The 16,335-nt window shown below is 68.5% G+C and carries 18 protein-coding genes and 1 other RNA gene; 6 read left to right on the forward strand and 13 right to left on the reverse strand.

What is annotated here, in order from left to right; genetic code table 11:
• Window positions 1–56: 56 nt before the first annotated feature.
• Both rnpB and rsmI read right to left on the reverse strand, forming a co-directional pair.
• Window positions 57–409, reverse strand: an RNA gene (gene rnpB, locus B6N23_RS04385) — RNase P RNA component class A.
• A gap of 50 nt (window positions 410–459) precedes the next feature.
• A complete protein-coding gene (gene rsmI / locus B6N23_RS04390) occupies window positions 460–1,317 on the reverse strand; it encodes a 16S rRNA (cytidine(1402)-2'-O)-methyltransferase (RefSeq protein ID WP_305502225.1) in 858 nt (285 codons plus the stop codon).
• A gap of 49 nt (window positions 1,318–1,366) precedes the next feature.
• Between rsmI and B6N23_RS04395 the strand changes: the two genes are divergently transcribed.
• Genes B6N23_RS04395 through B6N23_RS04410 form a run of 4 tightly spaced genes read left to right on the forward strand, consistent with a single transcriptional unit; the run spans window position 1,367 to window position 4,682 of the window.
• Window positions 1,367–3,115, forward strand: coding sequence for a penicillin-binding protein activator (locus B6N23_RS04395; RefSeq protein ID WP_305502227.1), 1,749 nt, complete (start codon window positions 1,367–1,369; stop codon window positions 3,113–3,115).
• Window positions 3,099–3,467 carry a YraN family protein gene (locus tag B6N23_RS04400; protein WP_302141945.1) on the forward strand — a complete coding sequence of 123 codons (369 nt, stop codon included), beginning with the start codon at window positions 3,099–3,101 and terminating at the stop codon, window positions 3,465–3,467. The genes B6N23_RS04395 and B6N23_RS04400 overlap by 17 nt, the downstream gene beginning before the upstream one ends.
• A gap of 37 nt (window positions 3,468–3,504) precedes the next feature.
• Window positions 3,505–4,098 (forward strand): phosphoheptose isomerase, encoded by a 594-nt coding sequence (locus tag B6N23_RS04405; protein WP_110068125.1) that lies wholly within the window; start codon window positions 3,505–3,507, stop codon window positions 4,096–4,098.
• Window positions 4,099–4,103: 5 nt separating this feature from the next.
• On the forward strand, window positions 4,104–4,682 hold the full coding sequence (locus tag B6N23_RS04410; RefSeq protein WP_305502231.1) for a BON domain-containing protein: 579 nt from the start codon (window positions 4,104–4,106) through the stop codon (window positions 4,680–4,682).
• Between the two features lie 103 nt (window positions 4,683–4,785).
• Here the strand turns inward: B6N23_RS04410 and B6N23_RS04415 are convergent, their stop codons facing one another.
• From B6N23_RS04415 to zapE, 8 genes are all read right to left on the reverse strand, one after another.
• Window positions 4,786–5,280: a ClpXP protease specificity-enhancing factor gene (locus B6N23_RS04415; RefSeq protein ID WP_305502233.1), complete on the reverse strand. Its 495-nt coding sequence runs from the start codon at window positions 5,278–5,280 to the stop codon at window positions 4,786–4,788.
• A 49-nt stretch (window positions 5,281–5,329) separates the two neighbouring features.
• Entirely contained in the window at window positions 5,330–5,956 is a 627-nt protein-coding gene (gene sspA, locus B6N23_RS04420; RefSeq protein ID WP_169957895.1) for a stringent starvation protein SspA, read from the reverse strand.
• A 142-nt stretch (window positions 5,957–6,098) separates the two neighbouring features.
• On the reverse strand, window positions 6,099–6,866 hold the full coding sequence (locus tag B6N23_RS04425) for a cytochrome c1 (protein ID WP_169957894.1): 768 nt from the start codon (window positions 6,864–6,866) through the stop codon (window positions 6,099–6,101).
• Window positions 6,866–8,125 (reverse strand): cytochrome b, encoded by a 1,260-nt coding sequence (locus B6N23_RS04430; protein WP_169957893.1) that lies wholly within the window; start codon window positions 8,123–8,125, stop codon window positions 6,866–6,868. The genes B6N23_RS04425 and B6N23_RS04430 overlap by 1 nt, the downstream gene beginning before the upstream one ends.
• Window positions 8,125–8,718: a ubiquinol-cytochrome c reductase iron-sulfur subunit gene (petA, locus tag B6N23_RS04435; protein ID WP_169957892.1), complete on the reverse strand. Its 594-nt coding sequence runs from the start codon at window positions 8,716–8,718 to the stop codon at window positions 8,125–8,127. The genes B6N23_RS04430 and petA overlap by 1 nt, the downstream gene beginning before the upstream one ends.
• A gap of 224 nt (window positions 8,719–8,942) precedes the next feature.
• Window positions 8,943–9,332 carry a 30S ribosomal protein S9 gene (gene rpsI, locus B6N23_RS04440; protein ID WP_110068132.1) on the reverse strand — a complete coding sequence of 130 codons (390 nt, stop codon included), beginning with the start codon at window positions 9,330–9,332 and terminating at the stop codon, window positions 8,943–8,945.
• A gap of 13 nt (window positions 9,333–9,345) precedes the next feature.
• Window positions 9,346–9,774: a 50S ribosomal protein L13 gene (gene rplM / locus B6N23_RS04445; RefSeq protein WP_110068133.1), complete on the reverse strand. Its 429-nt coding sequence runs from the start codon at window positions 9,772–9,774 to the stop codon at window positions 9,346–9,348.
• Between the two features lie 173 nt (window positions 9,775–9,947).
• Entirely contained in the window at window positions 9,948–11,135 is a 1,188-nt protein-coding gene (gene zapE, locus B6N23_RS04450; protein ID WP_305502236.1) for a cell division protein ZapE, read from the reverse strand.
• Window positions 11,136–11,329: 194 nt separating this feature from the next.
• On the opposite strand from zapE, the gene B6N23_RS04455 reads away from it, so the two are divergent.
• Window positions 11,330–11,779 carry a Z-ring associated ZapG family protein gene (locus tag B6N23_RS04455; RefSeq protein ID WP_305502249.1) on the forward strand — a complete coding sequence of 150 codons (450 nt, stop codon included), beginning with the start codon at window positions 11,330–11,332 and terminating at the stop codon, window positions 11,777–11,779.
• 262 nt (window positions 11,780–12,041) lie between these two features.
• On the opposite strand, the gene B6N23_RS04460 is transcribed toward B6N23_RS04455, so the two are convergent.
• Entirely contained in the window at window positions 12,042–12,803 is a 762-nt protein-coding gene (locus B6N23_RS04460; protein WP_305502251.1) for a Nif3-like dinuclear metal center hexameric protein, read from the reverse strand.
• 102 nt (window positions 12,804–12,905) lie between these two features.
• Between B6N23_RS04460 and B6N23_RS04465 the strand changes: the two genes are divergently transcribed.
• Window positions 12,906–14,159 (forward strand): S1C family serine protease, encoded by a 1,254-nt coding sequence (locus tag B6N23_RS04465; RefSeq protein WP_305502253.1) that lies wholly within the window; start codon window positions 12,906–12,908, stop codon window positions 14,157–14,159.
• Window positions 14,160–14,243: 84 nt separating this feature from the next.
• On the opposite strand, the gene hisD is transcribed toward B6N23_RS04465, so the two are convergent.
• Entirely contained in the window at window positions 14,244–15,563 is a 1,320-nt protein-coding gene (gene hisD, locus B6N23_RS04470; RefSeq protein ID WP_302141941.1) for a histidinol dehydrogenase, read from the reverse strand.
• A gap of 119 nt (window positions 15,564–15,682) precedes the next feature.
• Window positions 15,683–16,333: an ATP phosphoribosyltransferase gene (gene hisG / locus B6N23_RS04475; protein WP_110068138.1), complete on the reverse strand. Its 651-nt coding sequence runs from the start codon at window positions 16,331–16,333 to the stop codon at window positions 15,683–15,685.
• Window positions 16,334–16,335: the final 2 nt, after the last annotated feature.

Genomic DNA, 16,335 nt, shown 5'->3' on the forward strand with positions numbered 1-16,335 from the left:
TCTCGATCATGGGCTGGCGGGTCGGCCACAGACCGCACGCTCAGGGGTGGAAATCAGGGGGGAGCCGGCCGATAAGCCGGGTTCTGTCGTGGACAGTCATTCCTCTAGGGGGCGCGTCACCGCGACCCTCAAGCAACCTACCCGAACCCGACGCGGGCCACGTCATGGGGTTCCTATTTGGTCTTGCTCCGAGTGGGGTTTACCGTGCCACGCACTGTTACCAGGCGCGCGGTGCGCTCTTACCGCACCCTTTCACCCTTGCCGGCCTCCCGAAGGAGACGTAGGCGGTCTGCTCTCTGCTGCACTTTCCGTCGGCTCACGCCGCCCAGGCGTTACCTGGCACTCTGCCCTGTGGAGCCCGGACTTTCCTCCCCCGGATCTCTCCGGCGGCGACTGTCTGGCCGACTCCCGCGGCAAGCATACCAGCGCCCCGTAGGCCCCTCAATGCCTGATCGCGGCTCAACCCGCACCCTTGAGAGCCTGGGCGCGGGCATACCAGGCCTTCTTGCCGCCCCCCAGCACCCGCGCCGCCACCGCGGCCGCCTGCTTGACGCCGACGCCCTCGGCCAGCAGCGCCGCGAGCAGCGCCTCGCCCTCCACCACCGAGGCCTCCTCTTCCTCGCGGGGGGCGGCACCAGCCACCATCACCACGAACTCGCCGCGGGCCTGGTCGGGGTCGGCCTCCATGCGCGCCAGCAGCTCGTCCGCCGAGCCGTCGAGGAAGGTCTCGAAGGCCTTGGTCAGCTCCCGGGCCAGCACCAGGCGCCGCTTGCCAACCACCGTCGCCAGGTCGGCCAGGGTGTCGCGGATGCGGTGGGGCGACTCGTAGAAGACCAGGGTCTCCTCCCGGGCGGCCAGCGCCTCGAGGCGCGCGCGGCGTCCGCCCCCCTTGGCCGGCAGGAATCCCTGGAAGGTGAAGCGGTCGGTGGGCAGGCCCGCCGCCGAGAGCGCGGCCACCAGGGCGCAGGCGCCCGGCACCGGCACGATGCGCCGCCCCCGGGCGCGCAGCTCGCGCACCAGCACGAAGCCCGGGTCGCTGATCAGCGGCGTGCCGGCGTCGGAGACCAGGGCGATGGACTCGCCGGCCACCAGCCGGGCGTCCAGCTGCTCGACCCGCGCCGCCTCGTTGTGCTCATGCAGCGAGAGCAGCGGCACCGAGAGCCCCAGGTGGCGCAGCAGCCGGCCGGTATGGCGGGTATCCTCGGCGGCGATCAGTGCCACTTCTCCCAGCAGCCGCGCGGCGCGCGGGCTCAGGTCCTCCAGATTCCCAATCGGCGTGGCGACCACGTACAATGAGGCTGAGTTAGCGTCTGACACTTGTGGCTCCTCGGCGCAATGACCGACACAACGGACTAAGGATGGATTCATGCGGATACCCACTCGCGGCCTGCTGGCCACCGCGCTCCTTGCGCTGCTGCTGGCGGGCTGTGCCACGGCACCGGGCATCGTCGATCGCGTGACGGAAGATGACCCCGCACGCCTGCTCGAACAGGCCGGCCAGCAGGAACCGGCCCAGGCGGCCAGGAGCCGGCTCGAGGCGGCCGACATCCTAGCACGCCAGGGGGAACGCACCCAGGCGCTTCGGGTCGCCTCCGACATCGACGACAGCCTGCTCGAGGGTCCGCAGCGCGCCCGCTGGGCCCTGCTGCTGGCCGACCTCGGCGAGGCGCTGGGCGAGCCGCAGGCGGTGATCCAAGCCACCCGCGACCTGGATGAGCTCGCCCTGGAGCCCGCCCAGTCCAGGGCCCTGCGCGAGCGGATGGGCCTGGCGCTGCTGGCCGAGGACGAGCCGGCCGGCGCCGCCCGGGCGCTGCTGCGCGTCCAGGCCGAGACCGATGACGTGGCGCTCAACGACCCGATCTGGGAGGCCCTCATCCGCATGGACCACCAGGCCATCAGCGTCCTGGCCCGGGACGAGGACGCCCTGACCCGGGGCTGGCTCGAACTCACCGAGCTATACCGCGCAAGCGGGGGCGATATCGAGCGCTTCCTTGGGCGCCTGGAGGAGTGGCGCAGCCGCAACGGCCGCCATCCGGCGGCCCGCCAGCTGCCCGCCGACCTTGCCGCCCTGGGCGAACTGCGCGGCCTTGAGGTGCGCCATATCGCCGTGCTGCTGCCGGAGTCCGGCCCTCTGGCGCGCCCCGCCGCGGCCATCGCCGAAGGCATGCGTACCCAGCATCGCAATAGCGGCGGCGACGTCCGTCTGAGCTTCATCGACGCCGCCAGCGGCGACCTCGAATCGCTCTATCGCGAGGCCGAGAGCCGCGGCGCCCAGGTGGTGATCGGCCCCCTGGACAAGGACCAGGTGAGCCAGCTCGAGGCGCGCGACCGGGTGCCGCTGCTCACCCTGGCGCTCAACTACGGCCACGCCGAGCGCAACCGCGCCGACGGGCTCTTCCAGTACGGCCTCTCCGCCGAGGACGAGGCCCGCCAGGCCGCCCTCCGCACCTGGCGGGACGGCCATCGCCGCGCCGCCCTGCTGGTGCCCGACAACGACTGGGGGCGCCGCGTCGGCGAGGCGTTCTGGAACGAGTGGCAGGCCCTGGGCGGTGAGGTGACCAATGCCGTGCGCTACAACCCCGGCGCCCCGGCCACCGAGAGCACCCGCCGCGCCATCAGCAACCCGCGCCCGGACGCATTGTTCCTGCTGGGCCTGCCGGACTACGCCCGCCAGGTGCCGCCCACCCTGGACTACTTCAACGCCAGCCAGCTGCCGGTCTACGCCACTTCACACCTCTTCGAGGGGCGCATCAACCCGCGCCTGGACAACGACCTGAACGACGTCCAGTTCCTCGACATCCCCTGGCAGATCCCCGAGGCCGCCGTGGGCGGCGTCGAGGTGCTGCCCTTCCTCGACAGCTACCGTTCGCTGCGCGAGGAGTCGGACCCCACGGTGTTCCGCCTGCAGGCCATGGGCGTGGACGCCTTCGAACTGGCCCGCCGCCTGCCCCAGCTGCAGGCCATCCCCGGGAGCGAAGTGCAGGGCGCCACCGGCACCCTGCGCCCGGGCAGCGATGGGCGCATCGAGCGCCAGCTGCCCTGGGCTCGCTTCGTCAACGGCGTCCCCCAGCCGATCCTGATCCCCGGGATCTTCGGCGATGAACGGACCCCGTGATGCCCGCGCCCGCGGCGAGGCCATCGAGCGCCTCGCCGCGGCCTGGCTCGCCGAGCGCGGCCTGGCCCTGGAGGCGGTGAACCAGCACGCCAAGGGAGGCGAACTCGACCTGGTGATGCGCGACGGCGAGACCCTGGTGTTCGTCGAGGTGCGCCACCGGGCCGACAGCCGCCACGGCCACCCGCTGGAGACCGTCACCCCCTCCAAGCAGCGCCGCCTGATCCGGGCCGCGCGTTTTTATCTCCATCGCAACCGGCTATCATGTCCCTGCCGCTTCGATGTGCTGGCCGTCACCGGCCTGCCGCCCCACCTCGAGTACGACTGGGTCGCCAACGCCTTCGAGGCGTACTGACCGGTCACGTCACCCTGCCAAAGGACCCGGACGCCACATGGATTTCCAGCAGCGCATTCTCGGCCATTTCAACGCCAGCATCGACACCAAGACCTACGCCAGCGAGGTGCTGCCGCCCTTTATCGAGGTGGCCAGCCAGATGATGGTCCAGTGCCTGGTCAACGAGGGCAAGATCCTGGCCTGCGGCAACGGCGGCAGCGCCGGCGACAGCCAGCATTTCTCCTCCGAGCTGCTCAACCGCTTCGAGCGCGAGCGCCCCAGCCTGCCGGCCCTGGCGCTGACCACCGACACATCGACGCTGACCTCCATCGCCAACGACTACAGCTACAACGAGGTCTTCTCCAAGCAGATCCGAGCCCTGGGACAGCCCGGCGACATCCTGCTGGCGATCTCCACCAGCGGCAACTCGGCCAACGTCATCCAGGCCATCCAGGCCGCCCACGACCGCGACATGACGGTCGTGGCACTGACCGGCCGCGACGGCGGCAACATGGCCTCGCTGCTCGGCCAGGACGACTGCGAGATCCGCGTCCCGGCCACCTCCACGGCCCGCATCCAGGAAGTGCACCTGCTGGTGATCCACTGCCTCTGCGACCTGATCGACGAACAACTCTTCGGTACAAGCGAGTAAAGCCCATGACCCGCAAGCCCCTGCTCACCTCCCTGCTGCTGGCCACCGCCCTGGGCGTCGCCGGCTGCACCACCGTCACCGGCGTCACCCACCAGGGCACCATCGACGAGAACTACGGCAAGCGCACCGTCGGCACCCAGGTCGAAGATCAGAACATCGAGACCAAGATCAGCCACAACCTGCGCCGCACCGACGCCCGCCTGGGCGACGCCCGCATCAACGTCGACACCTACAACGGCGTGGTCCTGCTCACCGGCCAGGTGCCGAGCCAGGAGCTCAAGGAGAAGGCCAGCGAGGTCGCCCGCGAGGTGCGCAATGTGCGCGAGGTCCACAACGAGCTCTCCGTGGCCGCCAACCTCCCGGCCAGCCAGCGCCTCTCCGACTCCTGGCTCAACACCCGCATCCGCACCAGTCTGGCCGCCAACGAGCGCATCGACTCGGGCCGCATCCGCGTGGTCACCGAGAATGCCAGCGTCTACCTGATGGGCATCGTCAGCCGTGCCGAAGGCGACCGCATCGTCGACGCCGTCTCCAACGTCGGCGGCATGCAGCGCATCGTCAAGGTGTTCGACTACACCGACTGAGGGCGGCCTCCCCGCCAGGCGCGGGGACCGGAAAACGCGAAACGGCAGGCCAGCGGCCTGCCGTTTCGCGTTGATGGCGCCGTGCCGACACGTCGGCGAGGCGCTACTTGATCACCCGCAGCGAGGGCTTGCGCTTGCGTGGCGTCCCGTCGGCCTTCTCGCCACCGCCCTGCTCGCCCCCCTCGCTCCGGGGCGCGCCGGGCGCTTCGCCGTCGCCCTCCACGCTGGTCAGGCTCGGCCCCTCCTCGCTGGGCGCCTCGGCGCTGGCCAGCACCGGCTCATGGCCGAATACCATGCCCACGCCGTTCTCGCGGGCGTAGATGGCCACCAGAGCCGAGGTGGGCACCATCAGCCGCATCGGCTGGCCGCCGAAACGGGCGGAGAAACCCAGCGCCTCGTTCTCCATGAAGAGGTCCCGCACCGCGCCGGGCGAGAGGTTGAGCACGATCTGCCCGTTCTGGACGAACTGCCGCGGCACTTCCACGCCGGGCTGCTCCGCATCGACCACGATATAGGGGGTCAGGTCGTTGTCCAGCAGCCACTGATACAGGGCTCTGGCCAGATAGGGGCGACTCGACTCGGGGCGACTGGATGACATCGTCAGGCCCTCCGGATTGCGGCCCCCGGCCGGGCCGGGGGCGGTGTATTCAGCTGCGCATCTCGCGCTCGATTTCGCTCAGCGAGGCCTTGAAGCCCTCACGCTCGAAGACCCGCTCCATGTAGCCGAGCAGCGGCTTGACCTGCTTCTCGGGCAGCTCGATGCCGAGTGCCGGGAGACGCCAGAGCAGCGGCGCCAGGCAGCAGTCCACCAGGGTGAACTCCTCGCTCATGAAGTAGGGCATGTCCTCGAAGATCGGCGAGATGCCGATCAGGCTCTCGCGCAGCTCCTTGCGCGCCTTGTCCGCCTCCTTCTTGGGCCCCTTCTCGATCTGCTCGACCAGCGGACACCATTCGCGTTCGACGCGATGCATCCACAGCCGGCTCTGGGCACGCGCCACCGGGTAGACCGGCAGCAGCGGCGGATGGGGGAAGCGCTCGTCCAGGTACTCCATCATCACCTTGGACTCGTAGAGCACCAGCTCGCGATCCAGCAGGGTGGGCACGCTGTTGTAGGGGTTGAGGTCGGCGAGCTCCTCGGGGTGCTGCTCGTCGGTGACCTCGACGATGTCCACCGCCACGCCCTTCTCGGCGAGCACGATCCGTACGCGATGGCTGAGGTGATCAGCACCACCCGAGTAGAAGATCATCGACGACCGCTTGGCCACTACACCCATGAAAGAATCCTCGCATCAGTTCGAACGGCAATGATAACACGACAGCGGGCAGCGGGAGGCCGTGCTCCCAGGCTGCCAGCAGAAACCACAGGGGGCGCATGACCCTCGGCCATGCGCCCCCGAACGTCACCACCGCAGTGGATCAGTGGATATCGCGCCAGTACTCACGCTTCAGCAGGTAGGCGATGACACCGAAGATGAAGATGAAGATCAACACCTTGGGCGCCAGGGCCTGGGCCTGGAGCTTGGAAGGCTCGCCCACGTAGACCAGGAAATTGGTCAGGTCGTACATGGCCTCCTCGAACTCGTCCGGCTCCATGCTGCCCGGGCGAGTGATCTGCAGCACCTCGCAGGACTGGTACTTGCCGGTCAGCGGGTCCAGCTCGGCGCCCGGCAGCGGCCGGTCGCTCTCGCTGCACACCATCTCCTGCACGCCCTGCAGGGGCTCGAGCACGTTGGGCATGGCCGACGCCTCGAGCACGGTGTTGTTGACGCCGAGCGGCTGACTCGGGTCACGATAGAACCCCAGCAGATAGGAGTAGATGTAGTCCGCTCCCCGCAGGCGACTGAACAGCGTCAGATCGGGCGGTGCCACACCGAACCAGTTCTCGGAGTCACCCGACTGCATGGCAACATGCATCTGGTCGTTGAAGGCCAGCTCGCTGGAGAAGATCAGATTCTCCTCGATCAGGTCCTGGGGAATACCCAGATCGGCAGCGGAGCGGGCGAAACGATGGTGCTCCAGAGAGTGGCAGCCCATGCAGTAGTTGACGTAGAGCTGCTTGCCACGCTGCAGGGACGCCGTGTCGCTGAGGTCCGGCGACATCGAGTGCGGCATGTCCGGCAGCGGAGCCGCCATGGCCGCGAACGGCACCAGCGCGAAGAGCAGTGCGAAGAGTTGCTTTTTCATTAGCCAGTCACCCTCTCCGGAACGGGTTTGGTCTTCTCCAGCCTGGTGTAGATCGGCATCAGCAGGAAGAAGGCGAAGTAGATCGCGGTGCACAGCTGCGCCACCGCAGTGCGGAGCCCTGTGGCCGGGATGGCGCCGAGGACGCCCAGGACCACGAAGCTGATGGCGAACAGGGTCAGCATCACCTTGGACATCCAGCCCTTGTAGCGCATGGAGCGCACCGGGCTGCGATCGAGCCAGGGCAGCACGAAGAGCACCGCGATGGCACCGCCCATGAAGAGCACGCCGAGGAACTCGGCCTGCAGCGGGCCAATATTGAAGGTGATCGCACGCAGGATCGCGTAGAAGGGCGTGAAGTACCACACCGGCGCGATATGGTCAGGCGTCACCATCGGGTTGGCGGGCTCGAAGTTCGGACGCTCGAGGAAGTAGCCGCCGCCCTCGGGGAAGTAGAAGATCACCGCCGCGAAGACGAACAGGAACACGGCCACGCCGACGATGTCCTTCACCGTGTAGTAGGGGTGGAAGGGGATGCCGTCCAGCGGCTTGCCGGTCTCGTCCTTCTTCTCCTTGATGTCGATGCCGTCCGGGTTGTTGGAACCCACCTCATGCAGGGCGATCAGGTGCAGCACCACCAGCGCCAGGATCACGATGGGCAGGGCCACCACGTGCAGGGCGAAGAAGCGGTTCAGGGTGATACCGGAGATCAGGAAGTCACCGCGAATCCACTGGGCCAGGTCGGGACCGATGAACGGGATGGTGGCAAACAGCGAGATGATGACCTGGGCACCCCAGTAGGACATCTGCCCCCAGGGCAGCAGGTAGCCCATGAAGGCCTCGGCCATGAGCAGCAGGTAGATGGCCATGCCGAAGATCCACACCAGCTCGCGGGGCGCCTTGTAGGAGCCGTAAAGCAGGCCGCGGAACATGTGCAGGTAGATCACCACGAAGAAGGCCGACGCACCGGTGGAGTGCATGTAGCGAATCAGCCAGCCGTACTCCACGTCGCGCATGATGTACTCGACGGAAGCGAAGGCACCCTCTCCCGAGGGGTTGTAGCTCATGGTCAGCCAGACGCCGGTGAGGATCTGGTTGACCAGCACCAGCAGGGCCAGCGAGCCGAAGAAGTACCAGAAGTTGAAGTTCCTGGGCGCGTAATACTTGGTCAGGTGGTCCTGAACCATCTGGGTGGCGGGGAAGCGATCATCGACCCAGCGCATCAGGCCCTTTTCTGCCTTCGCCTTGTTCGGGTTACCCATCAGGCAGTCTCCTCGTCTTCACCGACAATGATGATGTCGTCGGTCTCGAAGCGATACGGCGGCACCTCCAGGTTGCTGGGCGCCGGCACGTTGCGGAATACGCGACCCGCCAGGTCGAAGTAGGAGCCGTGGCAGGGGCAGAAGAAACCGCCCGGCCAGCCACTCATGTCGACCGCATCGGGCTCGGGACGGAAGAGCGGCGAGCAGCCCAGGTGGGTACAGATGCCGATCAGCACGCCGATCTCGGGGCGGATGGAGCGCAGCGGGCCACTGATGTAGGCGGGCTGCTGCTGCACCTGCGAATCGGGATCGGACAGGCGAGAGCCGTCGAAGCTCTCGGTGCGCTCGATCATCTCCGGCGTGCGGTTGATGATCCATACCGGCCGACCGCGCCACTCGACGGTCATGCGCTGCCCCGGCTCAAGCTTGGAGATATCCGCCTGAACCGGCGCACCCGCCGCTCTCGCCCTGGCACTGGGCTGCCAGGAAGCCACAAAGGGGACCGCTACCCCGACGGCACCCACCGCACCCACGACGGTGGTGGCACCTACGAGGAAACGGCGCCGACCCTTGTTTACGCCGTTATCTGCCATTTCAAGGTTTCTCCCATCAGCTTACCCGTTGATCCATCACGGGCGGAAAAGCATCCCGCGACCACGGATACCAAATGCGCACTATAGTAAGAAAATGCGGCTCACCATACAAGGACAACGACCCTTGACGAAGGTGTAACACGCCCGTCAAATCATTGATCCTAAAACAAAAACGCCCGAGTCGTAGACTCGGGCGTGAGCGTCTCTGGCGCGATAATCGGCGCTTAACGCTTGGAGAACTGCGGGCGACGACGCGCCTTGCGCAGACCCACTTTCTTGCGCTCGACCTGACGGGCGTCGCGGGTCACGTAGCCGGCCTCACGCAGCTGGCTGCGGAACTCCTCGTTGTACTCCATCAGGGCACGGGTAATGCCGTGACGGATGGCGCCGGCCTGGGAGGAGCCGCCACCGCCCTTGACGGTCACGAAGACGTCGAACTGGTTCAGGGTATCGGTCAGCTCGAGCGGCTGGCGGACCACCATGCGGCCGGTAACGCGGCCGAAGTACTGGTCCAGCTCAAGGCTGTTGACGGTGATCTTGCCGGTGCCCGGCTTCATGAAGACACGGGCGGTAGAGGTCTTGCGGCGCCCGGTACCGTAATACTGCTGTGTCATGGCGAAGACTCCCTCAGATGTTCAGTTCTTGCGGCTGCTGGGCGGCGTGCGGATGCTCGGCACCGGCATAGACCTTGAGCTTGGAATACATGGCGCGGCCCAGCGGACCCTTGGGCAGCATGCCCTTGACGGCGCCTTCGATGATGCGCTCGGGCGCATGGTCGAGCAGCTTGTCGAAGGTCATGGAGCGCAGGCCACCGGGGTAGCCAGTATGACGGTAGTAGGTCTTGGCCTTGGCCTTGTTGCCGGTGACCTTCACCTTCTCGGCGTTGACGACGACGATGTAATCGCCGGTGTCGACGTGCGGGGTGAATTCCGGCTTGTGCTTGCCACGCAGGCGACGAGCGATTTCGGTGGCCAGGCGGCCGAGCGTCTTGTCCGTGGCGTCGACGACATACCAGTCGCGCTGGACGGTCTGCGGCTTAGCAGTGAACGTCTTCATGGAGCTATCACCAGTTCAAGTGTATTGGGTTCTCAGCCGGCTCTCCGGCATGGAACCATCCCTATTCTTCTTGGTTGCCACCCGCCGGGGCTCGCCGCGCGGCGGACAGAGACGGGGACAACGAGTAGAGCGCGCGAATTCTACACGAGATCACGCCAGGGACGCAATGCTGATCACGGCTTGTGGGGCAGCGCCAGGTACTCGTGGGACTGCATCTCCTGCAGACGCGACAGCGTGCGCTGGAATTCGAACTCGAGGCGGCCATCGGCGTAGAGCCGCTCGGCGGGCACCTCGGCGGACATCAGCAGCTTGACGCCGCGGTCGTAGAACTCGTCGACCATGTTGATGAAGCGTCTCGCCTGGTCATCCGTCGCCCCGCTCATGCGGGTGACGTTGGCGACCAGCACGGTGTGAAACTCGCGAGCCAGCTCGATGTAGTCGTTCTGGCTGCGCGGACCATCGCACAGCTCCCGAAACTCGAACCACACCACGTCGTCGTGGAGACGCCGCGCCCGCAGCACGCGATGGTTGATCTCGATGGGGGCATCCGCCTCGCCCTCATGGCCGGCGATCTCCCGGAAGCTGCGTGCAAGCTCGCTCTCCGCGGCGGCATCCAGCGGCGCATGGAAGATCTCGGCGCGCTCCAGGGCGCGCAGCCGGTAGTCGATGCCCGAGTCGACGTTGACCACCTCGCAGTGACGCTTGAGCAGCTCGATGGCCGGCAGGAAACGCGCTCGCTGCAGGCCGTCCTTGTAGAGGTCGTCGGGCACGATATTGGAGGTCGCCACCAGCACCACGCCATGCTCGAAGAGCGCCTCGAGCAGGTTGGCCAGGATCATCGCGTCGGTGATGTCCTTGACGAAGAACTCGTCGAAGCAGATCACCCGCGCTTCGCTGGCGAACTTGGCGGCGATCAGCTTCAGGGGGTTCTTCTCGCCCTTGTAGTGGGTCAGCTCGTTGTGGACCCGCTGCATGAAGCGGTGGAAGTGGGTGCGCATCTTCTCCGGGAAGGGCAGCGACTCGTAGAATGCGTCCACCAGATAGGTCTTGCCGCGCCCCACCCCGCCCCAGAAATAAAGGCCCGTGACCTCGGGCAGCACCGACTCGGGCGCCGACGCCTGACGGCTGCGCTTGCCGAACAGGCCGGCCATGCGCGAGGCGATCTTCCCCTGGGGAGGCACGGCCCGTGGCCGGCGCCGCGGAGCGGCCATCAGGTCGTCATGCAGACGCTGCAGGTGGGTGACCGCCTGCTCCTGGGCGGGGTCGTACTGGAAGTCGTCCCGCTTCAGGTCGGCGCGATAGCGCTCGGTGGGCGACAGGCGAGCGTCTCGGGACTCGGGCGGGGTCGGCGTGGCACTCATGCGGGGTTCGGACCATCTCGGCTGTAGGTGGTTGCGCATTATACGCATAGAGGCCGAGGCACGCACCGCCATGACCCCGCCAGAGGGGCGCGTTGACCCGCCGCCGCGGCTCGGCCCTATAATGGGCGCCCGGGGCCTCGCCCCAGACGGGCCCGCACCGAGGCGGGCCAATCCACCGCCGCAGGGAGACAGACGTGGACGCAAGCAAGATCAACTGGATTCTGGCCATCGCCTGCCTGCTCGCCGGCATCGGGCTGGGCGCACTGGGCTACCACCTGCTCAACTCCAGCGCCGCCAGCCTGCAGAAGCTGCGCCAGCCCCTGGCCGAGCGCGACCGTGAACTGGCGGCCCTGCGCGATGGCGTGGACGATCACCTGGGGGAGATCTCCCGCCTGGTGAGCGCCCTGCAGCGCGACGGCGAGGCGCTGGCCAGCCGCCTGGCCCAGGACGCCAGCCGCCTGGGCGGCAAGGGCGCCCCGCGCGCCGGCCTGGAGGCCACCCCCGCCAGCGCCCCCGCGGCCGAGGGCAGCGAGGAACCGGCCACTCCCCGGGACTATGCCGATGGCACCGGCGGCACCCTGTCGGAGGATTTCGGCCTCAAGGACGACGAGGACGCCAAGGCGCCTCAGCCGCCCCGCTACTGAGGCCGCCGCGGCACCCTCTCAGAGCTCTCGACAAGGTCTCGGCCTCAAGGACGACGAGGACGCCAAGGCGCCTCAGCCGCCCCGCTACTGAGGCCGCCGCGGCACCCTCTCAGAGCTCTCGACAAGGTCTCGGCCTCAAAGACGATGAGGACGCCAAGGCGCCCCAACCGCCGCCGTACTGAGGCCGCCGCGGCACTGAGGCTGCCGCAGGCTGATGCTACCGCGCCCCGACCCCGTCGGGGCGCGGTCGTTGGGCAGTGCCTCAGGCCGGGTTATCGATATCCACGAAGCGGTGTTCGAGCCCGAACTCGCCGGCCAGCCACTCGCCCAGCGCCTGGACCCCGTAGCGCTCGGTGGCATGGTGCCCTGCCGCCAGGTAGTGGATGCCGAGCTCCCGGGCCAGGTGGGTGGTGCGCTCGGAGATCTCGCCGGAGATGAAGGCGTCGGCACCCGCCTTCCAGGCCGCGGTGATCATGTCCTGGGCGCCCCCCGTGCACCAGGCCACCCGGCGAATTTCGCCCTGGCCCGGCGCCTGTACCAGCAGCGGCTCGCGCTCGAGCCGCTGACCCACGTGGGCGGCCAGGCCGCGGGCATCCAGCCCCGTCGGCGGCGAGCCCAGCCACAGCAGCCCCTCGCCCGTCTCACCGTCGGCGCAGCCCTGCACCCGGAACGGCAGCCGGCGAGCCAGCTCGGCGTTATTGCCCAGACTGACATGGGCATCCAGCGGCAGGTGATAGGCCAGCAGGCTGATGTCGTGGGCCAGCAGGGTGCGGATGCGCCGGCGCTTCATGCCGGTGATCGCCACCGGCTCGTTCTTCCAGAAGAAGCCGTGGTGCACCAGCACCAGGTCCGCTTGCCAGGCCACCGCCTCGTCGAGCAGCGCCTGGCAGGCGGTAACGCCGCTCAGCACCCGGCGCACCGTCTCGCGGCCCTCGACCTGGAGGCCGTTGATCGTGTAGTCCTTGAAGCGTTCCGCCGCCAGTTCCCGGTCACAGGCGGCCACCAGCGCATCGCGATTCATCATGGAGAGCTCCCTACGTCTGCGGGGTGACAATGTTACAATTGCCCCATTGTACCGGCGGGGCCACCCTCCCCGCGACCGCCCGCCACAAGGACGCCGACCCGCATGCCTCGCCTTCTGCGCTCGCTCACGCCCTACCTGCTGCCGATCACCATCGGGGTGCTGCTGGCCGTGGTGCTGCTCAACACCTTCCCGCAGCTGAGCGGACGCCAGGCGGACCCCACACCGCCGCCGCAACCCACGGTCCAGCCGCCCCCGGCGCCATTGAGCGTCTCCCCCCGGGTCGAGGCACCGCAGGAGAGCGAACCGCGCCCCGCCCCGGAGCTGCGCCAGGCCGCCCCGCTCTCCCGCGAGCAGGGGCCGGTAAGCTACGCCGCCGCCGTGGAGAAGGCGGCGCCGGCGGTGGTCAACATCTACTCCTCGCGGGTGGTGGAGCGCGACCAGCACCCGCTGATGTCGGACCCCTTCTTCCGTCAGTTCTTCGGCGACGACGTGCCCGCCCGCCAGCGCATGCTGTCGAGCCTCGGCTCCGGGGTGATCGTCAGCGAGGAGGGCTATGTGCTGACCAACCACCACGTGATCGGCGGGGCCGATCAGATCCAGGTAGCGCTGCGCGACGGCCGCGAGACCCTGGCCGAGGTGATCAGCACCGACCCGGAGAGCGACCTGGCCGTGCTGCGCATCGACCTCGACTCCCTGCCGGTGATCGAGCTGGCCGACTCCACCGAGGTGGCCATCGGCGATGTCTCGCTGGCCATCGGCAACCCCTTCGGTGTGGGCCAGACCGTCACCATGGGCATCATCAGCGCCACCGGACGCAGCCACCTGGGCCTCAACGCCTACGAGGACTTCATCCAGACCGACGCCGCCATCAACCCCGGCAACTCCGGCGGCGCCCTGATCAACGCCGAGGGGGCGCTGGTGGGGATCAATACCGCCATCTTCTCGCGCTCCGGCGGCTCCCAGGGCATCGGCTTCGCCATCCCCGCCAACCTCGCCGCCAACATCCTCGAGGAGCTGGTCACCCAGGGGCGGGTGATTCGCGGCTGGCTCGGCGTCGAGGCCCAGGAGCTCAACCCGGAGCTGGCCGCCTCCTTCGGCCTGCAGGCGCCCCGCGGGGTGGTGATCGCCGGCGTGGTGCCGGACGGCCCCGCCGACCGGGCCGGCCTCCAGCCCGGCGATGTGCTGCTGGCCATCGACAACCGCCCGATCCTCGATGCGCGGGTCACCATGTCCGACATCGCCGCGGTGGCCCCCGGCGAGACGCTGCCGCTCACCGTGGTGCGCGGCGGCGAGACGCTGCAGGTCACCCTGGAGGTGGGCGAGCGCCCGGCACCGGAGCTGCGCCGCCCGGAGTAGCCTGCCGCGCCCCGCACCAACGCAGGAGGCCCCGCCATGGCGGGGCCTCCTGCGTCTCGACCGAACCGTCCGACCGGCTCGGGCTCACTCCTTGATGCGGTACTCGGCGCTGCGCGCGTGGGCGGTCAGCGACTCGCCGCGGGCCAGCACGGAGGCCACCCGGCCGAGTCGGGACGCTCCCTCGGCGGAGCAATGGATGATCGAGGAGCGCTTCTGGAAGTCGTAGACCCCGAGCGGCGAGGAGAAGCGCGCGGTGCCCGAGGTGGGCAGCACGTGGTTGGGGCCGGCGCAGTAGTCGCCGAGCGCCTCCGCGGTATAGCGGCCCATGAAGATGGCCCCGGCGTGGCGAATCTCCGGCAGCCAGCCCTCGGGGTTGGCCACCGAGAGCTCCAGGTGCTCGGGGGCGATGCGGTTGATCAGCGCCACCGCCTCCTCGCGGCTGGCGCACCGGATCAGGGCGCCGCGACGGGAGAGCGACGCGCGCACGATCTCCTCGCGCTCCAGGGTCGGCAGCAGCCGATCGATGGCGGCCGCCACGGCGTCGAGGTGCTCGGCGTCCCAGCTCACCAGGATCGACTGGGCATCCTCGTCGTGCTCCGCCTGGGAGAAGAGGTCCATGGCCAGCCACTCCGGGTCGGTGCCACCGTCGGAGACCACCAGGATCTCCGAGGGGCCGGCGATCATGTCGATCCCCACCTGGCCGAACACCGCGCGCTTGGCCGTGGCCACGTAGATGTTGCCGGGCCCGACGATCTTGTCGACCCGCGGCACTGTCTCGGTGCCGTAGGCCAGCGCCGCCACCGCCTGGGCACCGCCCACGGTGAAGACCCGGTCGACGCCGGCCAGGTGGGCGGCGGCCAGCACCAGCTCGTTGAGCACGCCGTCCGGGGTCGGCACCACCATGATGATCTCGCGCACCCCGGCCACGTGGGCGGGAATGGCGTTCATCAGCACCGAGGAGGGATAGGCCGCCTTGCCCCCCGGCACGTAGATGCCGGCGCGGTCCAGCGGCATCACCTGCTGGCCCAGCACGCTGCCGTCGGCCTCGGTGTAGTGCCAGGACTCGGGCTTCTGACGCTCGTGGTAGACGCGGATGCGCTCGGCGGCCTGGGCCAGCGCCTCGCGCTGCTCGGCGGGCAGGCCGTCATAGGCCTGGCGCAGCCGTTCGGCGGACAGGGTCAGCTCCGCCATGCCGGTCGCCGAGAGGCGATCGAAGCGGTTGCTGGCCTCCACCAGGGCATCGTCACCGCGGGCCTTCACCGCCGCGATGATCTCGTCGACGCGGTGCTGCACCGCGGCGTCGGAGACCCCCTCCCAGGCCAGCAGGGTCGACAGGCGGTCTTCGAAGCTCGCCTCGGCAGTGGCAAGCCGGGCGATGCCGGAGGGGGCGGTTGTCTCGGTCATGGCAGCTTCCGTCATCAATCGGGGAGGACTCTATTGTTCGGGCCCGGAGGCCAGGGAGCAAGGGGGCTTGGGCTATGGCGTCGAGACGCCATGGCTATCATTCCTCCAACCCCGCCGGTTCAGGCCAGGGTTTCCCGGCGCGCGGCCACGGCCTGGCCGAGGCGCTCCAGCAGCGGCTTGATCCGCGCGTGCTTCATGGTCATGGCGGCCTTGTTGACCACCAACCGGGTGGAGACCTGCGCGATCAGCTCGCGGGGCTCCATGCCGTTGGCCCGCAGGGTGTTGCCGGTGTCGACGATGTCGACGATCTCGTCGGCCAGGTTCATCAGCGGGGCCAGCTCCATGGCGCCATAGAGCTTGATCACCTCGGCCTGGATGCCCTGCTCGGCGTACCAGCGGCGCGCCACCCCGACGAACTTGGTGGCCACCCGGCGCCTGGCGCGGGCCGGCTCGGCCCCGACGATCCCGGCGGTCATCAGCTTGCAGCGGGCGATCTCCAGGTCCAGCGGCTCGTAGAGCCCCTCGGCGCCGTGCTCGAGCAGCACATCCTTGCCGGCGACCCCCAGGTCGGCGGCGCCCAGCTGCACATAAGTGGGCACGTCGGTGGCGCGGATCACCACCAGCTTGACGTCGGGCAGGTTGGTGTCGAACAGCAGCTTGCGGCTCCTGCCCAGGTCCTCGGCCGGGGTGATGCCGGCATCGGCCAGCAGCGGCAGGGTCTCGTCGAGTATGCGGCCCTTCGAGAGGGCCAGGATCAGTTGTTTGCTCATGC

The organism is Halomonas alkalicola (assembly GCF_030704205.1).
GTDB lineage: Bacteria > Pseudomonadota > Gammaproteobacteria > Pseudomonadales > Halomonadaceae > Halomonas > Halomonas alkalicola.